Raw genomic sequence first — 21,458 nt, 5'->3', positions numbered from 1 at the left:
CCCATTGGAGAACTCCCCATGCCCGAAGCATTCATCGTCGCCGCCGCACGCACCGCCGGAGGCCGCCGCAACGGCCGCCTTGCCGGCTGGCACCCGGCCGACCTCGCCGCGCAGGTGCTCAACGCCCTGGTGGAGCGCACCGACGCCGACCCCGCACTGGTCGAAGACGTCATCATGGGCTGCGTCGACCAGGCCGGCGAGCAGTCTTCCAACATCGCGCGCAACGCGGTGCTGGCGTCGAAGCTGCCCGAATCTGTGCCGGCCACTTCGGTCGATCGGCAGTGCGGCTCGTCGCAGCAGGCGCTGCATTTCGCGGCGCAGGCCGTGATGTCGGGCAGCATGGACATCGTCATCGCCGCCGGCGTGGAAAGCATGACGCGCGTGCCGATGGGCATGCCCAGCACGCTGCCGCTGAAGAACGGCCTGGGCTTCTACGTGAGCCCGCTCATGGCACAACGCTACCCCGACATCCAGTTCAGCCAGTTCACCGGCGCCGAGATGATCGCCAGGAACTACGGCATCGAGAAAGACGAGCTCGACCGCTACGCATTCGAAAGCCACAGGCGCGCCATTGCCGCCACCCAGGCCGGCCTTTTCGAGCGCGAGATCGTGCCGATTGCGGTGCGCATGGCCGACGGCACCGAGCCCGGCGAGCTGCACACCACCGATGAGGGCATCCGCTATGACGCCACGCTGGAGAGCATTGCGGCCGTCAAGCTCATTGCCGAAGGCGGGCGCTGCACCGCCGCCACCGCCAGCCAGATCTGCGACGGCGCGAGCGGCCTGATGGTGGTGAACGAGCGCGGCCTGAAGACGCTGGGCGTGAAGCCGCTCGCGCGCATCCACCACATGAGCGTGATGGGGCACGACCCGGTGATCATGCTGGAGGCACCGCTGCCCGCCACGCAGCGCGCGCTGAAGAAGGCGGGCATGAAGATCGAGGACATCGACCTGTACGAAGTCAACGAGGCCTTCGCACCGGTGCCGCTGGCCTGGCTGCAGGCGCTGGGCGCCGACCCGGCCCGGCTGAACGTGAACGGCGGCGCGATCGCGCTGGGCCATCCGCTGGGCGCCTCGGGCACCAAGCTGATGACCACGCTGGTCCACGCGCTCGGCCAGCGCGGCAAGCGCTACGGCCTGCAGACCATGTGCGAAGGCGGCGGCATGGCCAACGTGACCATCGTCGAGCGGCTCTGAGCGCGGCGCGCCTGCGCTGCGGGGCGCCCGGATCGGCGATGCCAACATAATCGGGCCCCATGGGCGCCCTGCCAGCCATCCTCGATCCCCGCTCCGTCATCATTCTTGCGGGGCTCATGGGCGTTGTGATGGCGCTGGTTGTGTTCTTCATGCGGCGCAGCTACCCGGCCACCATCCAGGGGCTGGACGAGTGGTCCCAGGCGCCGCTCATGGCATTCGTGAGCACCATGCTGTTTGCGGCGCGCGGCTTCTTTCCGGACTTCCTCACGATCGTCGTCGCCAACTTCGTGCTGTACCAGGCCTGCATCCTGTACTACGCGGGCAGCCAGAAGTTCCTGCTCGGGCGCCGCGACACCCGGGGCTGGACGGTGCTCAACGGCTGCCTGGCGCTGGCCATGTTCTGGTTCAGCAGCGTGAAGCCCGACTTCGAGACCCGCCTGCTGCTCATTACCCTGGCGGTGTCGGCGCTGTTCTTCTTCCACGCCCAGCTGTACATGCGCCACGAGGGCCGGGTGTTCGGCAAGCGGCTGATGATCGGGCTGCTGCTGGCGCAGGCGCTGGTGGCCGGCCTGCGCTTCTTGTCGGTGGTGGCGGGGCTGGCTGGCAGCAGCCTGATGGACGGCACCTGGATCCAGTCGCTCTACATCAGCATGTACTCGTTCACCGTGCTGCTGCTGTCCATCGCCGTCATCCTCATGGCCACCGACCGGGTGCACACCGAGTTCGAATACCTGGCCACGCGCGACCCGCTCACCGGCGCGCTCAACCGGCGCGCGGTGCTGGACGCCTGCGGCGCCGTGTTCGCCTCGGGCCGCCGGCGCATGGCGCTGCTGATGGTGGACCTGGACCACTTCAAGGACATCAACGACCGCTTCGGCCACCAGATGGGCGACGCGGTACTGCGCGAGGCCGTCGGCCGCATGCAGCGCGCCATCGGCGACAAGGGCCTGCTCGGGCGCTACGGCGGCGAAGAATTCGTGGTGCTGCTGCCCGATGTGGGCAAGGCCGAGGCGATGGATATCGCCGCGCGCCTCAAGCAGAACATCGACGAACCGTTCCCGGCCGATTCGCCGATGGCTGCCGTCGGCTCGATGGCGGTGAGCATAGGCGTGGCGGCCAGCGAGAGCGGCACGGGCAGCATTGGCGTTGACGACGTGCTGGCGCTGGCTGATGCTGCGCTGTATCGCGCGAAGGCGATGGGGCGGGATCAGGTGATTGCGGCTGCCTGAGGGTTGTTGTCAGCGCCGCACCGCACCGCTGGCCAGCACGATCCCCGGCACCACCAGCGCCAGGGCCAGCAGCACCGCACCGGTGATCGGTTCGTTCATCCAGGCCGCCGCGCCCAGCGTGGTCAGCACTGGCACCAGCGCCGCCGAGAGCGACGCGCGCGGCGCGCCGAGCCGTGCGACGGCCACCATGTAGACCACCAGCCCAAGCACTCCTGCACCCACACCTTGCGTCGTGGCCTGCAGCGCGACATCGGGCCATGGCACGCTGAGCAGTCGCGGTGCACCGACGATCAGCATCACAGGCAACAGCATCAGCGCCGACCACCCGTTCACGAACGCCGCGCCTTGCCACGGCGTGAGCCCGCAGTGCGCGAACGCGAGCGAGTGCACGGCCCACAGCATGGCCGCCGCAAGAAAGAGCAGATCGCCGCGCCAGTCGAGCGAGCCGCCGCGAAAGCTCCCCGCAGCGAACAGTGCCATGCCGATGGCAATGCAGGCCAGCCCGACAAGCCTGAGGCCCTCGACCTTCTGCCTCTTGTGAAGCCATGCGCCGATGGCGGTGAAGAGCGGCAGGCTGCCCGCCATGAAGATGCCCATGTGGCTCGCAGGCGCCCATTGCGCGCCGGCCAGCACCAGCAGTCCGAAGGGCAGGCCGCCGCCGATGACGAGCAGCGCGAGCACCAGCGGCGAGGCCTTCGGCGCGATGCGCTTGCTGCCGAACCACAGCGGCGCGAGCAGCAGCGCCGGAATGCCGTAGCGCATCAGCGCCAGCTCCATCGGCCCGAGCGTGGTGGTCACGCCGTGGCGCGAGACGAGTTGCCAGGCGCTGCCGATGAAGGCTGCGGCCAGCGCGGCGAGCAGGCCTGCAGAAAGGTTGCGATCCATCATCGCGGCGAGTCTCGCGACCGCGCCGCGCGACGGCTATCAAATTCGTGCGCTGCCGGCCAGCACGCGGCGGGCTTCGCCCAGCGTCACGCCCACTTCGCGGCGGAACACCGCGCCCAGGTGGCTCTGGCTGCAATAGCCGAGGTCGTGCGCGATGCCCGCAAGGTCGCTGTCGCCATCGACGAGCCGCTCCATGGCTGCTGCGAGCCGCAGGTGCTGGCGGTACTGATGCAGGCTCAGGCCAGTCTGCTGCCGGAAGCTGCGTGCCAGATGAAATGGCGAGCGCGAGACTGCGTCGGCGACTTCGTGCATCGGGAGCTTCACCTCCCGGTCGGCGGTTTCCGCGAGCAGCCGCTTTGCGCGCGCGACCGCGCCTGTCAGTGGCAGTTGCCGGCGCGACATGCCGAGTTCATCGACCAGTGAAGTGATGGCATCCGCACCTGCATCGCCCGCACGCAGTTGCCGCTGTGCCGCATGAACCCGGTACAGCGACCGTGGTGACAGCAGGCAGAACACAGGTGCCGCATCGGTGTGAGACGGCCGGTGTCGGCTCACGACCATGCTGTGTCGGGCCGCGTGTGCCACCGGCCGCAACTGATAGACCATGGCGTCGCAGAACTGCATGGCGGTGAGCCCGTCGACCAGCCAGGTGCCGTTGCCTGTGCGTACATCGAGCACCGTACGGCCCACCGGGAAAATGATGCGCCGCGATTCCAGCGTGTAGGGGCTGCTCCAGTCAGGCCCCTGGTGCGCGTGGGCGCGCACGTGCTCGACCATGAACTCGTGTCCGGTGTAGAGGAGAGTGCGTTCCTGTGGCATGACTGGATGGCCGTCGACTACTTTTCGCCCCAGCGCCAGCGCGGTGGCTCGCCCTTGATCCAGCAGACGGCGACAAGCGCGATGGTCAGGCCCATGAGGGCCGCGAAGAACAGCAGGGGTTCCCGTTCGGGGCGGATGGACAACACAGCCGTCACCACCAGCAGGCCGTACACGGCCATCACCGCCCAGCCTTGCCAGCAGTTGGGCAGGCCCCAGCCCCAGCCGTAGCGCTTGGCGGGAAACCAGTAGGGTTGCTTTTGCATCACGTCTCCTTGTCGATTTGCCGGATTCTGTCCGCTCTGCCTGAAGGGATGCTGAGCCCCGGTCTCACGCAAATGGGTAAGGCCCTTGCATCTTCCCGATGTGGCTGACATGGCTCACCATGCCGTGCGCTTGGTTCCACAGGTGCAGCATGCAGCCGGGCCGGCCCATGAAGGAGGCCGGCGCCGCATCGGCGGCCAGCTGCAGCGCGATCTCGGTCGTGCTGCTCGGGCATGAACACACAACCGTGCCTGCCCAGCGCCGCAGCATGGTGCGGTGCACGTGGCCGCACAGCACCAGCTCGATGTTGGAGGCGCTGCGCACGATGGCTTCTAGCGGCGCCGTGTCCATGTAGCGGTACGTATCCATGTAGGGAATGCCGCTCATGAAGGGCGGGTGATGCAGCATCAGCAGCGTTGGCTTGATGCGATCGGTTTCGAGCGTGCGCTGCAGCCACGCCAATCCTTGCGCATCGATGCCGCCATGGTGAAGCCCGGGAATGCACGAGTCCAGCGCCACGATGCGCACCGCATGGTCGTTGATGCAGTAGTGCAGCGCGCCCTCGGCCGGCAGGTACGCGTGGTCCACGAAGGCTGCACGAAAGTTCTCGCGGTGGTCGTGGTTGCCGGGAATCACGAGGTACGGAATCGTCAGCTTCGCGAGCAGGTGCCGCACCTGTGCGTATTCATCGGGCCGGCCGTCGTCGACAAGGTCACCGGTCAGCAGCACCAGGTCGGGCTTGCGGTCGAGCGCGTGCAGGTGGTCGATGGCTTCCTCGAACATGCGGTTCGAGTCGGCCACGCCCTGGTAGAGCTGGCCGGCGGGGCGAATGTGGGGGTCGGAGATCTGTGCGATGAGCATGCCGCATCATCAAGCACGATCCGTTCCCTCCGGTGGACTCAGATGCCGACGAACTCGGCCACGTCGGCCAGCGGTGCGCGCTCGGTCACCAGCGCATCGAGCGGCCGGGTGCGGTCCGCATAGCCGATGGACATGCCCGTGAACAGCATGCGCTCGGGCGGCAGCGCGATGAACTGGCCGATGGTCTGCGGATAGATCGCCCAGCACTCCTGAGGGCAGCTGTCGAGCCCTTCGCCGCGCAGCAGCAGCATCACGTTCTGCAGCATCATCCCCAGGTCGGACCACTGCGGCGGGCCCATGCGGCGGTCGACGCTGCAGAACAGCGCGAGCGGCGCGCCGAAGAACTGGTAGTTGCGCGCAAACCATTCGCGGCGCGCGGCCTTGTCTTCGCGCGGAATGCCCAGGCGCGCATACATTGCCTCGCCCACGGCGAAGCGGCGGTCGCGATACGGCGCTGCAAGCTCGCGCGGGTAGATGTCGTACTCGCTGCCTTCGCCGGTGGGCGCCTCCTGCACGCGCGTGCGCATGATCGCCTTGAGCTCGGCGAGTTTTTCTCCGCCCACCACATGCAGATGCCATGGCTGCAGGTTACCGCCGGAAGGCGCGCGCAGCGCCTGCTCGACGACGCGGCGGATGACGTCGCCGGGCACCGGCGTGTCGAGAAAGTCGCGCACCGAGCGGCGGGTGGCGATCGCGTCCTGAACGTTCATGCAAAAGTCCTCTTGAAAGGCCATGCTAGGGGCAACCCTCGAACGACCTCAATCGTCCGTTCCGACGATGCGGCGCTGAGTGGCGGCTGCCTAGCATCGCCCCAGCGTACAGGAGACAAAACATGTTCGGATTGATGCAAGACCGCCCGCTGCTGATCTCGTCACTCATCGACCACGCGGCCACCTTCCACCCACACGCCGAAGTCGTGGGTCGCACGGTGGAGGGGCCGGTGCATCGCACCAACTACGCGGAGATACAGCGCCGCGCCAAGCAGGTGGCCAACGCGCTGACGACGCTGGGCATCGAACCCGGCGACCGCGTGGGCACGCTCGCGTGGAACACTTATCGCCACCTGGCGCTGTACTTCGGCGTGTCGGGTTTTGGCGCGGTGCTGCACACGGTGAACCCGCGGCTCTTTCCGGAGCAGGTCGACTACATCGTCAACCACGCCGAAGACAAGGTGCTGTTCTTCGATGCCAACTTCGCTCCGCTGGTCGAGAAGCTCGCGCCCGGCCTGAAGTCGGTGCGCGCCTTCATCGCGATGACCGACCGCGCCCACATGCCCGCCATCGACGTGCCCAACCTGCTGTGCTACGACGAGCTCATCGGCGCGCAGAGCGAGAGCTACGCCTGGCCCGAGTTCGACGAGCGCACTGCCTCGTCGCTTTGCTACACCTCGGGCACCACCGGCAACCCGAAGGGCGTGCTGTATTCGCACCGCTCGACCGTGCTGCACTCGCTGATGGAGTGCGCCCCCGACACCTTCGGCGTCAACTCGCAGATGACGCTGCTGCTCGCGGTGCCCATGTTCCACGCCAACGCATGGGGCATGCCATATGCAGCCGCGATGACCGGCATGAAGCTCGTCATGCCCGGCCCGCACATGGACGGCCAGAGCCTGTACGAGCTGATGCGCGACGAGAAGGTCGGCTTCTCGCAGGCCGTGCCGACCATCTGGCTCATGCTGTTCCAGTACTTCGACGCGCACCCCGAAATCGACACGCGCGCCATCGGCCTCAAGCGCATCGGCGTGGGTGGTGCGGCCACGCCGCGCAGCATGATCGAACGCTTCGAGCGCGACTTCGGCGCCGACTTCGTGCAGGGCTGGGGCATGACCGAGACCAGCCCCATCGGCGTGATCGGCAACCTGCTGCCCAAGCACCTGTCGATGCCGAAAGAAGAACAGATGCGCGTGAAGATGCGCCAGGGCCGCGGCGTGTGGGGCGTGGAGCTGAAGATCGTCGGCGAGGACGGCCAGCGCCTGCCGCACGACGGCAAGGCCTTCGGCCATTTGCACGTGCGCGGCCCGTGGATTGCGAGCGGCTACTTCAAGAGCGAGGGCGGCCCGGTGCTCGACGCCGAAGGTTTCTTTCCGACCGGCGACGTCGCCAACATCGACGAAGACGGCTACGTGCAACTGGTCGATCGCGCGAAGGACGTCATCAAGTCGGGTGGCGAATGGATTTCTTCCATCGACCTGGAGAACGCCGCGAGCATGCACCCGGCCGTGGCCGAAGCGGCGGTGATCGGCATCGCGCATCCGAAGTGGCAGGAGCGTCCGCTGCTCATCGTGGTGAAGCGTGCTGGCGCCGAAGTCACTCGCGAGGAACTGCTCACTTTCCTCGCGCAGCGCGTCGTGAAGTGGTGGCTACCGGAAGACGTGGTCTTCGTCGACACGCTGCCGCATACAGCCACCGGCAAGCTGCTGAAGACCAAGCTACGCGAGCAGTTCAAAGGTTACGTTGCGACGACATCTGTTTGACGGTTTGATGACTTGTTAGATTTTTCTGTGGACAACTCTGTGAGTTGTGGGTGGAGGCGCAGAGGCGAAGCGAGGATTGGCGTGGCTTCCCATCACGTTGCCTGTTGAATAGGCAGCCCTTCGATGGGGGAGGCCGAAAGGCATAGGGTGGGCGCGTATGTATACAAACAGGAGGGGCAGCCGGCATCGACTCTCTCCGAAAACTAGACACCGCGAAACTAGCTGGTGCCCCGCGCCAACTGAGCCCGCCCGAACGGTGTGATGCGCCGGATCACCGCCAGCTCCTGCGGCTCGCGGCTCTCCTTCCACGCCAGCACCGGGCTGATCGCGGCATCGACGAACCCGGCCTGCTTCAGCGCCTCGATGCAGTTGATCTCCTGCGCGTCGTCCACGCGAAGCGGGAATGTCGAACGTTCGATCATGCGCAGGTAGTGCATCGGTTCGATGCCCGTGCGTGCCGGCTTCGGTGGTGCGTCGGTGTTGCTGGCGTTGCGACCGCGCAGGTTGTCGATCTCGGCATGCCCCTCGTCGGTGATGCAGACCACCAGCGCCGCCTGCGCCAGCCTGTAGCTGCCCCCGGTGTCGAAAGCCGGGTCGATGGCGGCCTCGATCAGGCCGGTTGCTTTCAGGACGGAAACGCGTCGCACGTCCTGCGCGTCCGTCACGTGCATCGGCAGGCGAGCATGCTCCAAATGAAGAAGGTAACTGAGCGGCACCGAAGATCCCCTGTCTACGTATCCCTCGGCCCTCATGCCGCGTCATGCCGTCCAGCCAAAGCAGGGGCAAGCAAGAACGCCCCCGACTTCCTGGACAACTCATGCGCCCCGGACCAATCCAGCCCGCGAGGGTGTTGGTCGAGAAGGGTGTGAATTGTGAATATTTGTCAACAATTCTTGTAGGACGGCCGGTCGAGCGCCATCACCGAAACAGGGTATTTCCTCTGGCCGGGTTCTGGGGTTTCAGGATCGGCTGCGTTGGCGCGGCCGACCCTCGACGCATTCGCTCCTCAGTGCTTGTGGCTGCCGTGCCCCGCGGGTTGCGCAGAGGCATTGAGCGCCCGCACCGGCGCCTTCACCTCGACCGATTCGCGCTTGCCGTCCTTGCCTTCGAACACCAGCGTGAGCGGCACGGTGTCGCCTTCCTTCACCTGCTGCTTGAGGTCGAGCAGCATCACGTGATAGCCGCCGGGCTTGAGCTCGACGGTCTTGCCGGCGGGCAGGTCGAGCGCAGGGATCTGGCGCATGCGCATCACGTTGTCCTGCATGGCCATTTCGTGCACCTCAACGATGGGCGTGACGGGCGAACTGGCCGAGACCAGTTTGGTGTCTTTCGCGGCGCTGAGCTGCATGAACGCGCCGGTGGCCTTCTGCTGCGGCACGGTGGCGCGCACCCACGCGTCCTTGATGGTGACCTGGGCGTGCGCGTGTGCGGCGAGCAATGTGGCGATGGCGATGAGGAGGGTGCGTGCGATGGGGTTTTTCATGGATGAAATCTCCTGGAGTTGAAACGATGGAAGTCAGGCGGATGCGGTCTGAAGAATCTGGCGGAGGTCTTGCGCGCATTCCTCCGCGCTCTGTTCGTGGCGCAGCACGAGGCGGATCTTTCCCTTCGGGTCGAACACGTAGCTGAAGGCCGAGTGGTCCATGGTGTACGAGGAGCCCGTGGGCACTTTCTTGTAGAACACCTTGAAGTCTTTCGCGGTCTCGCTGGTTCGCTGCATGTCGCCATAGAGGCCTATGAAGCTGGGGTCGAAGGCCTGCGTGTAGGCCTTGAGCACGACGGGCAGATCGCGCTCGGGGTCGACGGTGACGAAGATCACCTGAAGGCGCTCGCCGTCGGCACCGAGCAGCCGCTTGATCTCTGCCGCGCGCACGAGTGCTGTGGGGCACACGTCGGGGCACTGGGTAAAGCCGAAGAACATCATCACCGCCTTGCCCTTGAAGTCGGCCAGCGTGCGTTCATGGCCGTCCGCGTCGGTCAAACGGAAATCCTGCGCGTATCTGGCGCCGGTGATGTCGACGCCGTTGAAGCTGGCGGGCAGCACCTTGTCGCAGGCTGCGAGGGTCGTGAGCGCGGCGAGGCTACCGGCGGACAGCAGCAGGAATCGCCTTGTTGGATGGGGTGTGTGGATCATGGAAAAGCTCTCTTCGGCACGGGTGCGTGTGCCGACGAATTCATTGCAGGAACGCACGCGACGAGCGAGCCTCGACCGAGGCGGCAGCATCACGCGCGCAAGAACTGAAGAAGCGTCAGGAGAGCGAAGGAGGCCCGCGCGCCGGCAGGGGCGCTGCGGTGACCGCGGCGATGTGCGCGGACGGAATCGGCTGGACTGCGCGGGCCAGCGGCATGAGCACGGGCAGCTCGACAGTTGGCGTCGTTGCGGGTGGAGCGCCGTTGAGCACGCACAGCGGGCAGTCCATGTGGCCCGCGCCCAGCTCTTGTGCGCCGTCGTCGGTGTGCACGATGGCTTTCACCGAACCGGCGTTCGAGCAGACCAATTCCACGGTCTGCGGATGTACGACCGGAGAAGCGATGGCCACGCCAAGCGACAGCGCGAACCACAGCAGCACCCAGCGGATCAGGCCCACGCCCGGACGCCGCAAGCCCGCGCGGGCGGCGGGCGGGTTCGGTGTGGCGAGGGAAGGCGCGAGCATCGGCGCGGATTATCGGTCAGCATGCCCGGCAAAGAAAAAAGCCTTGTAAGTCGTTGACTCACAAGGCTTTTTCGTTTTGTTGGTGGCTCTTCACTGGATCGAAAGACGCCTTGGAAGCCGCGCCAACCCTAGAATTTGGTCCGGGTGTGAATCTGAGTTCCTGCATCAGTTACTGCACCTGAAAGCTCACTATGCCACGCAATCTAATCGGTTCCGACACGTCCCTTCGATCCATCAAACCCGGCGATCCGCGCAGGCGCATTTCCGACGGCGATGGCCTCTACATCCTGCTCTTCGTGAACGGCGGCGCCCACGGATGGCGCTTCGACTACAGCATCGCCGGCAAGCGCAAAACGCTCTCGCTTGGCACCTACCCCACCATCGGGATCGGCCTGGCCCGCGAGCGCGCCGAGGATGCCCGCAGGAAAGTGGCCCAAGGCATCGATCCCAGCGAGGCCAGAAAGGCCGTCCGTGCTGCGCATGTCCAGGCCCGTGAAGCTGCGACACGCGCCGAGGCGGGCCTGCCTGTGCTCGACAGCTTCGAGCACGTCGCGCGCGAATGGTACGAGGTGCGCCGCGCCGACTGGGCCGACAGCTACGGCGTCAAGATCATCGGCCGGCTGGAGAACGACGTGTTCCCCTACGTCGGCACGCGACCCATTTCGCAGATCGACCCGCCTGAGCTGTTGGCGGTTATCCGTCGCATCGAGTCTCGCGGCGTGGTCGAAACCGCACACCGCGCGCTGGAGAACTGCGGCCAGGTCTTCCGCTTCGCCGTCGCCACAGGCCGCGCGACGAGCAATCCGGCCCGTGACCTGAAGGATGCCTTGCGCAAGCCACTCGTGCAGCACTTTCCGGCCATCACCGACCCCAAGCGCCTGGGCGAGCTGCTGCGCGCCTGCGATGGCTACAAGGGGACGCACGTTGTGCGGACTGCACTGAAGCTGGCCCCCATGGTCTTGCTGCGTCCGGGCGAGCTTCGGCATGCGAAGTGGGAAGAGATCGACCTCGACGCCGGGCTGTGGACCGTGCCTGCCGCGCGCATGAAGCGAAAGAAGGTCGGCAAGCTGCACGGCGCCCCCCACTTGGTGCCCCTGGCAACGCAGGCCGTTGAGGCCTTGCGCGATCTGTACCCACTCACGGGGCGCAGCGCCTACGTGTTCACGGGAGAGCGCAGCCACGAACGCCCGATGAGCGATGCGGCGATCAACGCCGCGCTGCGTGCGATGGGCTTCGGCAAAGACGAGGTAACCGCCCACGGGTTTCGGGCTACCGCCCGCACCATCCTGGCGGAGCGCCTCAACGTCGACGAATCGGTGATCGAGGCCCAGCTCGCACATGCCGTCAAAGACAGTCTCGGCCGCGCCTACAACCGCACAGAGTTTCGCGTGGAACGTTTTTCGATGATGCAGAAATGGGCCGACTACCTCGATGAATTGCGCCGTGGTGCCGACGTGGTGAAGCTGCGCGCAGCTTGACGGGAGCGGTCGAGACGGCGTACATTGGAATCTGCCTCGTGATGAGCGAGGCCGGGATTGGTCTCCCGATGAATCCGCTGCGACGAAAGCCGCAGTCACCGCACATGGTCTGCGGCTTTTTCGTTCGCGCCCCTTTTTTGGTGGTTCGACGAGCAGGCGCAAGCCTGGCCGGTTCGCGCAAGCGGGTTCCCGGTAGACCAACTCGTCGAGCCACCGCCCCGATTGGTCTCGGAGCAGTGGTTTAGCAAACTGAACCTGCTTGGAGGCCCATGGCCGATTCTTCTCACGCTGGCGCCGACGCCAGCGGCTCTTTCGCGAGCTATCGCCCCACCGCTCAATTCAAACCCTTCGAATGGGTTCGCGGGGAAGGGCTGAGCCTGCCCCAGCAACGGCTCGCCGAATTCCTCAACGATGCGCGCGACGTGCTGCAGGGCACCCACATGCTCGCCCAACTGCTTTCCTGGGACGAAGACCGGCGCGAAGCGGCTTGTTCCGACGCAAGCCCTGCGCCCTTCTTCAACGCATGCCACCGCGGCGCGCTGGAACGGCTCATGTCGGTGTCGCTGGGACTGCTCAGCGCTCAGATCGAGCGCCAATGCGATGCGCTGGACAGCGCACGCCGCCATGGATGAGGAGCCGGTGATGACATCTTGGGCCTCCTCAATGTCACCTCCTCTGGGTGATCCTTATCCCATGTTCACTTCCGAAACCGTCCGCATGGAGTCGCCAACCCCTCTCAAAGTCGCGCCAGGCGACTGCTTTCTCAGGATTCAAGAGGTCGAGCGCCGTGTGTGTCTGAAGAAAAGCGCGATCTACGCGCGCATGGCAACCGGCGCATTCCCGCGAAGCATCTCGTTGGGCCGTCGATGCACGGTGTGGCTGAAGTCTTCCATCGACGGATGGATTGACGAGCAGATCGAGAGGGCCAATACCCTGGCCGTTTCGCCCGCAGCCCATGGCGCAAATCAAGCTCGGAGGGGTTGAGCGCTATGGCGGACATGCATTGGTTCCGGTGGCATCACGGGACGGTCACCGATCCGAAATTCGGGTTGATCGCGAAGAAGGCGGGCACGTCTGTGGCCGAGGTCATCGCGATCTGGGCGTACTTGCTGGAGGCGGCCAGCGCATCCGAGGAGCGCGGCCATCCGGGCACACCGGACTTCGAATCTATCGACTTCGCTCTCGGTGTGGATGAGGGCGCCACGGCGCGCGTGTACGGGCTCATGCAGGACCGGGCCTTGATCGACAGCGACACAGGGCGCCTTGCCGCATGGGAGAGGCGACAACCCAAGCGTGAGCGCGACGACGAGACCAGCGCGGACAGAAAGCGCAAACAACGGGAGCGAGAAGCCTCGGGCGTGACGGCTGGCGTGAGCGCAGGTCACACCGAATCGATCAGTGTCACGCCATGTCACGCCACGTCCCGCCAAGTCACGCCCAGAGGAGAGGAGAGGAGAAGAGATAAGAAAACACCCCCCTACCCCCCGCAAGCGGGGGAAGTGGGGGGCGAGGAATCTCAAATCTCCACGAAAGCGGGAACCGTCTGCCGGGCAATCAGGGCCAAGGGAGTGACCGATGTGAGCCCGTCGCATCCGAAGCTGCGCGCGCTGATCGACAAAGGCGTCGGCGTGGAGACCTTCGTGCAGGCCGCCGAGATTTGCACCAGGGCGCACCCCGCCAAGAGTGTGGAATACCTGCTTGGCATTGTGGAGCGCCAGTTGCGGGAGGCTGTGGACATCGGCGAGCGACCGGGGATGCCGCAGGCTGCCTGGGACCAAAGCCGGGCCAGCATCGATGCCAAGGCCGAAGCGCTTGGCATCGGGCGGTGGCGCGAGTTCAACCTCGGTCCCGATCACGAGCACTGGCCGGCGTATTTGCGGCGCGTCAAGGAGGCGGTCGAGCGCGAAGCGAGGGTGCCTGAAGGCCGTTGCGCAGCCGATCTGGAGATGGTGTCGAGGTGACATCGCTTGCCTTGTCGATGTCAGCTTTACTGCGCGATCCTCGCTCCATGTTCAATTCCGAATCTGTCCACATGCAAGCCCCACCCGTCCTCAAAGCAGCGCCAGGAGATCGCTTTCTCCGCATCCAGGAGGTCGAGCGTCGCGTGTGTCTGAAGAAGAGCGCGATCTACGCGCGCATGTCAGCCGGCGCCTTTCCGCGCAGCGTGTCCTTGGGCCGGCGATGCACTGTGTGGCTCAAGTCGTCCATCGATGCCTGGATCGTCGAGCAGGTCGACTCGGCGAACGGCGTGAATGCACGATCCCCCAAGCTCACCGAGACGCAGGCATCGGAGGTCTGACGCGTCATGGCGGATATGCATTGGTTCAGATGGCATCACGGGACGGTCACCGATCCGAAGCTCGGCTTGATCGCCAAGAAGGCTGGCGTGTCCATGGCGCAGGTGATCGCCATTTGGGGCCATCTGCTGGAGGCGGCGAGCATGTCCGAGGACCGAGGTAATCCCGGGGTGCCGGACTTCGAATCGATGGACTTTTACCTCGAGGTGGAGGAAGGTGTCGCGCAGCGGGTCTACGGACTCATGCAGGACAAGGGGCTGATCTCCAAAGAGACGGGCCGTCTGGTGGCTTGGGAGCGGCGTCAGCCCAAGAGGGAGCGCGAAGACGAGGGAGGCGCGGAAAGAAAGCGTCGGCAGCGGGAGCGCGAGACCGGGAATGCGGCCACTGGCGGCGAAGCCTCTCGCAGTCGTCGAGGCCTGCCTATCGCGGCACCCACAGCCGAGGGGGAGAACGAGACGCAGAGAACGACGTCGGACGCGACGGCCAGTGCGGAGCGTGAAGCCCGGATCTCAACGAAAGTGGCTGCTGTTTGCAAGGCCATCCGGGCCAAGGGCGTGACTGACGTGACCCCGTCGGATCCGAAGCTGCGCGAATTGGTCGAGGCAGGTGTCGGCGTGGAGATCTTTGAGCAGGCCGCGGAGGTCTGCGTCAAGGCAAGTCCGCCGAAAGGGATGGCATACCTGCTTGCCATCGTGACGCGCCTGGTGCGGGAAGCGAGGGAGATCGGCCAGAGTCCCGATTTTTCTGATGTCGCGTGGGACCAGACGCGCAGCGGTATCGATGCGAAGGCGTGCGCCCTCGGCCTCACTGCATGGGACGAAGCGGCGTTCTCGGTGGGGCAAGGCGAGAGCTATCTCGCGTTCACTGCACGGGTCAAGCGCGCCGCTGAGAAAGCAGCGGAGACCGAATGCGCGTGAGTGAGGGCTTCAATAGCGGCGGCCTCGCGAGCGTGCTGTTGCGCTAAACGAGGTGTCGGGCAGGCAGACCAACGGCACGGGTCCTTCCGCAGAGGTATGCGTTACGGGTAATTCGAACCGCGACCTCAGACTGTTCGGAGATTGGCCTAAGGGGGTTAAGTGAATCTCGTCTACTGTGCACAAGAAACCTTGCCCTTGCCCTACCGCAGCATGGGGCATTGACCAAGATGAGCGATCACTGATAGCTCAGTCGATGGCATTGCGAGAGAGCAGGTCAGCGCCGCGCAAGAAGGACCGCCGCGGCAGTGTGATCCTTGACACGAGCAGGTACTCGGCGTTGGATGAGGTCCTCTTTCAGTCAATCAACGCCTAAGGACAACGCTTCCAGGAGCAGTCTGCGCAATGAATTGGCAGTCCTTCCAAATTGGAACTTTGGAATCAATTTAGCCAAAGTAACACCAAAGTGTGTCGTGATATTGCAATTGTTAGTCAGCCCGTGATCAGGTATCTTAATGTTTCAATAAAAGCCTGATGAGGGATCGAAATGGGAGTGGGGGAGACAACCGTGCAAGTGCACGGAGAGGGTGGCGTGCCGCCGCAAAAAGCCCTTGGCGGAGCGGCTGCGGCGAATCCGTCGCTTATTGCGCTTTGCACCGTCGCTCGCTTCCATCAGATCGCAGCCGACGCATCTTTGCTGGCGCACCAACTGGGCCTGACGCCTTCCGAGCCCGTCGACACTTCCACGCTGCTGCGCGCGGCCAAGCACTTGGGCCTCAAGGCCAAGTCTTCCCGCACCACGGCTGAACGCCTTTCCCTGACACCGTTGCCCGCGCTGGCGGTTCTGCGCAACGAAGACGGCAGCGAACGCTTCGTTATCCTCGCCCAATGCGATGCCCAGCGCGTCCTGCTGCAAGACCCGACCGCAGAAACCGCGCGCCCCGTCATCGAACCCCTGGACGTCTTCGCCGCCCACTGGACCGGCGAACTCATCCTCATCACCAGCCGCGCCAGTCTCGCGGGCGAACTCGCCAAGTTCGACTTCTCCTGGTTCATCCCCAGTCTCGTCAAGCACCGCAAGTTGCTGGGCGAGGTGCTCTTCATCTCCTTCATCCTGCAGCTCTTCGCGCTGGTCAGCCCGCTGTTCTTCCAGGTCGTGATGGACAAGGTGCTCGTGCACCGCGGGGTGACCACGCTCGACGTGCTCGTCATCGGCCTTGTGGTCGTCGTCATCTTCGAGTCGCTGCTCAATGGCCTGCGCAGCTACGTCTTCAGCCACACCACCAACCGCATCGACGTCGAACTCGGCGCGCGTCTGTTCCGCCACCTCGTGCAACTGCCACTGGCCTACTTCCAGGCAAGACGCGTCGGTGACTCGGTCGCCCGCGTGCGCGAGCTCGAGAACATCCGCAATTTCCTCACCGGCAACGCGCTGACGGTGCTGCTCGACGTCGTCTTCTCCATCGTCTTCGTGGCGGTCATGCTGTTCTACAGCGTGCCCCTGACCCTGATCGTGCTCGTGAGCATGCCGTTGTACTTCGGCCTGAGCCTCGCTGTCGTGCCCATTCTGCGCCGGCGCCTGGACGAGAAGTTCGCGCGCGGTGCCGAGAACCAGGCCATGCTGGTGGAGACCGTCAGCGCCATCCAGACCGTCAAAGCCACCGCGCTCGAACCCGCCTTCGGGCGCCGCTGGGACAACCAGCTCGCCGCCTACGTCTCGGCCAGCTTCCGGACCCAGAACCTTGCCAGTTGGGCGCACGAAGGCGTCAACCTCATCGGCAAGCTCGTCAATGCCGCCACCCTCTGGTACGGCGCCCATCTCGTGATGAACAACGATTTGACCGTCGGCCAGTTCGTAGCCTTCAACATGTTCGCGCAGCGTGTGAGCCAGCCCATCATGCGCATGGCCCAACTGTGGACCGACTTCCAGCAGACCGGCATTTCCATGGCTCGGCTCGGCGACATCCTGAACACCCGCACCGAAGTGGCGCCGAGCACCGCTGCGCAACTGCCCGCCCTCAAGGGCCGCGTCACGCTGGACAACCTGACCTTCCGCTACCGCCCCGAAGCGGCTCCGGTGCTCAACGGCGTCAGCCTCGACGTGCGACCCGGCGAAGTCATCGGTATCGTCGGGCGCTCGGGCTCCGGCAAGAGCACGCTCACCAAGCTCGTGCAGCGCCTCTACAGCCCCGAGCAGGGGCGCCTCCTGGTCGACGGCATCGACATTAGCCTGATCGACGCCGCACAGCTCAGACGACAGGTGGGCGTGGTGCTGCAGGAGAACACGCTCTTCAACCGCAGCGTGCGCGAGAACATCGCCGTCGTCGATCCGGCGGCGCCGCTCGATGCCGTGATTCATGCAGCCCAGTTAGCCGGTGCGCACGAATTCATCAGCGAGTTGCCCGAGGGCTACGACACCATGGTCGGCGAGCAGGGGGCGAGCCTCTCGGGTGGGCAGCGCCAGCGCATCGCCATCGCGCGCGCGCTCTTCACCCATCCACGCATCCTGATCTTCGACGAGGCCACCAGCGCGCTCGACTACGAGAGCGAGGCCATCGTGCAACGGAACATGGCGCACATCTGCAAGGGCAGGACGGTCTTCATCATCGCCCACCGGCTCAGCGCCGTGCGGCATGCCAACCGCATCATCGTGATGGACAAGGGGCGGATCGTCGAAGGCGGTACGCACGAGAGCCTTCTCACCAGGCCCAAGGGCATCTATGCCCACCTGTGGGCGATGCAGGACGGCGGGCTTCCGACCGAAGGGGATGCGGCAGGGGCTGGTGCGGGAGCGACGGTATGACAACGGATGTCTCGACCACGGCACCTGCGGCCAATGCACCCTGCGTTCGTCATCCGGTCCTCGAACTCCTGGGGCGCTACCGCGCGATCTTCAAGGCCACCTGGAAGCACCGCCATGAACTGGCGGGGCCGCGGCGCCTGTCCGATGAAGCAGCCTTCCTGCCGGCGGCCCTGAGCCTGCAGGACACCCCTGTCCACCCGGCGCCCAGACGGCTGGCCTACGCGCTGATTGCGCTTTTCCTCATTGCGCTGACCTGGTCCATCTTCGGGCAGATCGACATCGTCGCCGTCGCGCCTGGGAAGATCATCGTGAGCGAGCGCACAAAGGTCATCCAGCCGCTGGAGGTGAGCGTGGTCAAGCGGGTGCTGGTGAGGGACGGGGATCATGTGGAGGCCGGGCAACCGCTGGTCGAACTCGACCCCACGACTGCGAATGCGGACAAGACCAGCATCGACGAGCAGTTGAAATCGATGCAGTCGGAAGTGCTGCGCACGCGGGCGTTGCTGCAGGCACTCAACGCGTCAGCACTGTCGCGTGTGCCGGAACTGGGCAAGAGCATTCCCACCGGCTGGACGGATGTCGACATCGCCGCAACGCAGGCTCAGCTGAGTGACGAGTGGAGCGACATCACGGCCAAGCTCGCCAAGGCGGCATCCGAGATCAACCGACGCCAGGCGGAGATCGCGACCGTGCGCGAGATGGTCAACAAGCTTGAGACGACGGTGCCGATTGCCAGACAGAGAGAAGCCGACTTCCATCAGTTGGCCAACCAGGGCTTCATGTCGAGTCATGCGAACCAGGACCGCACAAGGGAGCGCATTGAGCTGGAGCGCGACCTGGCAACTCAGCGCGCCCGCTTGGCTGAAGCCAACGCCACGATGCGCGAGAGCGAGAACACAAGGACTGCCTACATCGCCGAGACCAAGCACAGCCTGCGGACGCGTGAAGCGGCTGCCGAACTCAAGCGCCAGCAAGGCACACAAGATCTGGCGAAGGCCGGCCAGCGTGAGCGGCTGACCACGCTCAAGGCGCCAGTGGCAGGCACGGTGCAGCAACTGGCCATGCACACCGACGGCGGGGTGGTCACGGAAGCTCAGCCGCTGATGGTGATCGTGCCCGACGGCGCGCAGGTAACGGCCGAGGTGACGCTGGACAACAAGGACATTGGCTTCGTCAACACCAGCCAAGAAGCCTCGATCAAGTTGGAGACGTTTCCGTACACACGCTACGGCACGGTGAACGCGACGGTCAAGACCGTGACGGCGGATGCAGTGAATGACGAGAAGCGCGGGGCGATTTTCCCGGTGACGCTGAACCTGAACAACACAACCATCGATGTGGATGGCAGGCCAATCAAGTTATCTCCGGGGATGAACCTCACAGCGGAGATCAAGACGGGCAAGCGGCGGATTATTGAATTTTTGTTAAGCCCTGTTCAGCGGGCAACAAGTGAGGGCTTAAGGGAAAGATGACCATCATGAATTGTGAAAAATTCTTTACTAGTACTCTTAATTTTGCGTACTGCACTGCTATTTTATTGCGGCGATTCGTACTTGCCATGGCAATGAATCCATTAATCTTTGCAAAAAATTTGATGAATTTGATTTTTGCAGTGATGCTCTTTTTGCAATGGGATTTTGCTTGGGCGCAGAAAGAGGAGTATGACTATCAATATATTTTGCAAAATACAAAATTATCAATTGATCCTTTGGGCTCCAAGATTTTGGTTATTCAAGGCCTGAAAACTGAGAGTCCAAATGCCCTAATTGTGCAACGAAAGAGTGAAAAATTTTCTTTGACTAGAGAATTTCCGGTTCGTGCTGACCTTCGCCATCTCAGTTTTTCCTCCAGTGCGCAGTATTTGTTGGAGATATCGCGCATCGAAAATCTCACCACTTTGGCGCGAGTCAATGTCGAAACAAATCAGCGGCAGGTGATATATAGAGAATCCAAGGAGATCTGGCTTCCTAAGGAAATAGGTGTTGATGACTATGTGTATTTTCAGGCAACAGCACAGACCTCATCTCAGGGTGTTTGGGTTCGCCAGAAAAGCAATTTGCAAAAAGTCTTGTTTTCAGTTCCTAATCGAATATCGTCCAGAATGAATTTGGCGGGGGATTCTTTGTACGTCATGAATTGGACATCTCCAAGAACTTTTTTTGCGTTAACTGGGAAAGTTCCAGCAGAAGCCGAGCGATTGGCTAAAGAGGACGATGTGTGGGAGATTTTCTGCTCCGATTCTGCGCCTTTGCAGTGTGCGAGGCACAAACTGAAATTAACAAGGCACGGTTATCTTGCAACAGTCGAAATGACGAATGGCTTGCAAAAATGCGTGGTTCCTGGCCAATGGTTCGATTTGCGAGAGCTTCAAATCTCTGCAAGCGGAGAGTATGCCATTTTTCACGCGAAAGCCTCCGGGGAAAATGGAATTAGAAGTATTTATTTGACTCGGTATGCCGAGGAAAAATGCGCGCTTGATGTCGTTTTTTCAGAAAGGGATGGGAAATGGGAACTCCAGTAAATATGAATAGGCATATCGGATCGAATATTCCAATTCGATATGGAAACTATTATGGGCCTGGTTATACAGGTGGGGAAATTGTGAAGCCGGGTGAAAGAGGCGATTACGGTGTTGCACCAATCAATCCTACTGATTCTGCAGCAAGAGATCATGATTGGCGTTACGCAAACGCCGACGATGCCCTGGCAGCTGGAAGAAAAGACATATCTGATTGGATAAAAAATGATGCCGATCGAGAAATGGCGAAAGCGCTTTCTGATCGAATTAGAGATCTTAGAGGAAGACAGGATCGAACATTTGAAGAAGATATGGAGCTTGCGCGCGCGCAAAACGCAAAAACAATTTTTGATAAAAAACCTTTACCTGAGCTTCCTGATCCCATAGAAAGATTCCAGTGGGACGTGCCGGGTCCTCCAGCACTTCCCGGTGACGCCTCAGAAGGTCCATCCTGGCACGATGTCGACGATTCCACCAACATGTGCTATCGCGACGCGAAAGGTTGGCGGCAGCCTGTCGATCCGCTGATGCTGGATCTGGATGGTGATGGGCTAGAACTGAAGGCTGCCGATGGCTCGGTTCTGTTCGACCACAACGCCGACGGCATCAAGACGGGCACCGGCTGGATTGGCTCTGACGACGGTATCCTTGTTCGTGACCTCGACGGCAATGGCAATATCCAGACCGGGCGAGAGTTGTTCGGTGTTGACACCGTCAAGCGCAACGGGGAGAAGGCAGCCAATGCCTTCGACGCCTTGGCCGATTTGGATAGCAACGCCGATGGCAACTTCACTGGTGCGGACTTCGCCTGGAGTCAAGTTAAAGTCTGGCGCGATCTCGATCAGGACGGAATCTCTGATGCGGGCGAACTCTTCTCGCTGGATCAGTTGGGCATCACCCGAATTGGGGTAAGCGGCAGTACCACCAACACGACCGGTGGCAGCCAAGCAGGCACGACCATCAACGGCAACTTTATTGCGCAAAGCGCCAGCTTTACGCGCAATGGTGAAACCCACAGCGTGGCATCCACCAACCTTTCTGCAGGTGCCATCGATTTGGACTCGAGCAA

Annotated in this window: 22 protein-coding genes; 12 read left to right on the top strand and 10 right to left on the bottom strand. The window is 63.3% G+C overall.

What is annotated here, in order from left to right; all coding sequences use genetic code 11:
- The first annotated feature begins 18 nt into the window (after positions 1 to 18).
- Positions 19 to 1,197 (top strand): acetyl-CoA C-acetyltransferase, encoded by a 1,179-nt coding sequence (locus ACN9MV_RS28455; RefSeq protein WP_093177357.1) that lies wholly within the window; start codon positions 19 to 21, stop codon positions 1,195 to 1,197.
- Positions 1,198 to 1,256: 59 nt separating this feature from the next.
- Positions 1,257 to 2,426 (top strand): GGDEF domain-containing protein, encoded by a 1,170-nt coding sequence (locus tag ACN9MV_RS28450; protein WP_426390489.1) that lies wholly within the window; start codon positions 1,257 to 1,259, stop codon positions 2,424 to 2,426.
- A gap of 9 nt (positions 2,427 to 2,435) precedes the next feature.
- Here ACN9MV_RS28450 and ACN9MV_RS28445 read toward each other — a convergent pair whose 3' ends face one another.
- From ACN9MV_RS28445 to ACN9MV_RS28425, 5 genes are all read right to left on the bottom strand, one after another.
- A complete protein-coding gene (locus ACN9MV_RS28445; protein ID WP_426390488.1) occupies positions 2,436 to 3,314 on the bottom strand; it encodes a DMT family transporter in 879 nt (292 codons plus the stop codon).
- A gap of 36 nt (positions 3,315 to 3,350) precedes the next feature.
- Positions 3,351 to 4,130, bottom strand: coding sequence for a helix-turn-helix domain-containing protein (locus ACN9MV_RS28440; protein WP_426390487.1), 780 nt, complete (start codon positions 4,128 to 4,130; stop codon positions 3,351 to 3,353).
- A gap of 17 nt (positions 4,131 to 4,147) precedes the next feature.
- A complete protein-coding gene (locus ACN9MV_RS28435) occupies positions 4,148 to 4,393 on the bottom strand; it encodes a hypothetical protein (protein WP_097197945.1) in 246 nt (81 codons plus the stop codon).
- Positions 4,394 to 4,457: 64 nt separating this feature from the next.
- Positions 4,458 to 5,252 (bottom strand): phosphodiesterase, encoded by a 795-nt coding sequence (locus tag ACN9MV_RS28430; protein WP_426390486.1) that lies wholly within the window; start codon positions 5,250 to 5,252, stop codon positions 4,458 to 4,460.
- 38 nt (positions 5,253 to 5,290) lie between these two features.
- Complete coding sequence (locus ACN9MV_RS28425; RefSeq protein WP_426390485.1) at positions 5,291 to 5,962, bottom strand: nitroreductase; 672 nt, start codon at positions 5,960 to 5,962, stop codon at positions 5,291 to 5,293.
- Positions 5,963 to 6,084: 122 nt separating this feature from the next.
- On the opposite strand from ACN9MV_RS28425, the gene ACN9MV_RS28420 reads away from it, so the two are divergent.
- Complete coding sequence (locus ACN9MV_RS28420) at positions 6,085 to 7,725, top strand: 3-(methylthio)propionyl-CoA ligase (RefSeq protein ID WP_426390484.1); 1,641 nt, start codon at positions 6,085 to 6,087, stop codon at positions 7,723 to 7,725.
- 218 nt (positions 7,726 to 7,943) lie between these two features.
- Here the strand turns inward: ACN9MV_RS28420 and ACN9MV_RS28415 are convergent, their stop codons facing one another.
- The 4 genes from ACN9MV_RS28415 to ACN9MV_RS28400 all read right to left on the bottom strand — a co-directional run bounded on the left by ACN9MV_RS28415 (position 7,944) and on the right by ACN9MV_RS28400 (position 10,379).
- Positions 7,944 to 8,396 carry a hypothetical protein gene (locus ACN9MV_RS28415; RefSeq protein ID WP_426390483.1) on the bottom strand — a complete coding sequence of 151 codons (453 nt, stop codon included), beginning with the start codon at positions 8,394 to 8,396 and terminating at the stop codon, positions 7,944 to 7,946.
- Between the two features lie 335 nt (positions 8,397 to 8,731).
- Positions 8,732 to 9,208, bottom strand: a complete 477-nt coding sequence (locus tag ACN9MV_RS28410) for a copper chaperone PCu(A)C (protein ID WP_093056659.1) — start codon at positions 9,206 to 9,208, stop codon at positions 8,732 to 8,734.
- Positions 9,209 to 9,241: 33 nt separating this feature from the next.
- Positions 9,242 to 9,859, bottom strand: a complete 618-nt coding sequence (locus ACN9MV_RS28405) for an SCO family protein (RefSeq protein WP_426390482.1) — start codon at positions 9,857 to 9,859, stop codon at positions 9,242 to 9,244.
- A 115-nt stretch (positions 9,860 to 9,974) separates the two neighbouring features.
- A complete protein-coding gene (locus tag ACN9MV_RS28400; protein ID WP_426390481.1) occupies positions 9,975 to 10,379 on the bottom strand; it encodes a DUF2946 family protein in 405 nt (134 codons plus the stop codon).
- A gap of 191 nt (positions 10,380 to 10,570) precedes the next feature.
- Here ACN9MV_RS28400 and ACN9MV_RS28395 point away from each other — a divergent pair, with 191 nt between their 5' ends.
- The 9 genes from ACN9MV_RS28395 (at position 10,571) to ACN9MV_RS28355 (ending at position 20,392) form a co-directional block, all read left to right on the top strand.
- Positions 10,571 to 11,857: a tyrosine-type recombinase/integrase gene (locus ACN9MV_RS28395; protein WP_426390480.1), complete on the top strand. Its 1,287-nt coding sequence runs from the start codon at positions 10,571 to 10,573 to the stop codon at positions 11,855 to 11,857.
- A 269-nt stretch (positions 11,858 to 12,126) separates the two neighbouring features.
- Positions 12,127 to 12,489 (top strand): hypothetical protein, encoded by a 363-nt coding sequence (locus ACN9MV_RS28390; RefSeq protein WP_426390479.1) that lies wholly within the window; start codon positions 12,127 to 12,129, stop codon positions 12,487 to 12,489.
- Positions 12,458 to 12,841 carry a helix-turn-helix transcriptional regulator gene (locus tag ACN9MV_RS28385; RefSeq protein ID WP_426390478.1) on the top strand — a complete coding sequence of 128 codons (384 nt, stop codon included), beginning with the start codon at positions 12,458 to 12,460 and terminating at the stop codon, positions 12,839 to 12,841. Before ACN9MV_RS28390 ends, ACN9MV_RS28385 begins: the two co-directional genes overlap by 32 nt.
- 5 nt (positions 12,842 to 12,846) lie before the next feature.
- The gene (locus ACN9MV_RS28380; RefSeq protein WP_426390477.1) at positions 12,847 to 13,818 is read left to right on the top strand and encodes a hypothetical protein; all 972 of its coding nucleotides are present in this window, start codon (positions 12,847 to 12,849) and stop codon (positions 13,816 to 13,818) included.
- Positions 13,819 to 13,889: 71 nt separating this feature from the next.
- Complete coding sequence (locus tag ACN9MV_RS28375) at positions 13,890 to 14,156, top strand: helix-turn-helix transcriptional regulator (RefSeq protein WP_426390476.1); 267 nt, start codon at positions 13,890 to 13,892, stop codon at positions 14,154 to 14,156.
- A gap of 66 nt (positions 14,157 to 14,222) precedes the next feature.
- Positions 14,223 to 15,071 (top strand): hypothetical protein, encoded by an 849-nt coding sequence (locus ACN9MV_RS28370; RefSeq protein ID WP_426390475.1) that lies wholly within the window; start codon positions 14,223 to 14,225, stop codon positions 15,069 to 15,071.
- A gap of 544 nt (positions 15,072 to 15,615) precedes the next feature.
- Entirely contained in the window at positions 15,616 to 17,871 is a 2,256-nt protein-coding gene (locus ACN9MV_RS28365) for a type I secretion system permease/ATPase (protein ID WP_426390474.1), read from the top strand.
- Positions 17,868 to 19,343, top strand: coding sequence for an HlyD family type I secretion periplasmic adaptor subunit (locus ACN9MV_RS28360; protein ID WP_426390473.1), 1,476 nt, complete (start codon positions 17,868 to 17,870; stop codon positions 19,341 to 19,343). Before ACN9MV_RS28365 ends, ACN9MV_RS28360 begins: the two co-directional genes overlap by 4 nt.
- Positions 19,340 to 20,392, top strand: a complete 1,053-nt coding sequence (locus tag ACN9MV_RS28355; protein ID WP_426390472.1) for a hypothetical protein — start codon at positions 19,340 to 19,342, stop codon at positions 20,390 to 20,392. The genes ACN9MV_RS28360 and ACN9MV_RS28355 overlap by 4 nt, the downstream gene beginning before the upstream one ends.
- Positions 20,393 to 20,940: 548 nt before the next feature.
- Here the strand turns inward: ACN9MV_RS28355 and ACN9MV_RS28350 are convergent.
- Complete coding sequence (locus tag ACN9MV_RS28350; protein WP_426390471.1) at positions 20,941 to 21,405, bottom strand: hypothetical protein; 465 nt, start codon at positions 21,403 to 21,405, stop codon at positions 20,941 to 20,943.
- Positions 21,406 to 21,458: the final 53 nt, after the last annotated feature.

It is taken from the genome of Variovorax sp. R-27 (assembly GCF_049913215.1).
Lineage (GTDB): Bacteria > Pseudomonadota > Gammaproteobacteria > Burkholderiales > Burkholderiaceae_C > Variovorax.
Note: the sequence above shows the minus strand (reverse complement) of the source record. Positions and strands in the feature narration are given on the sequence as shown.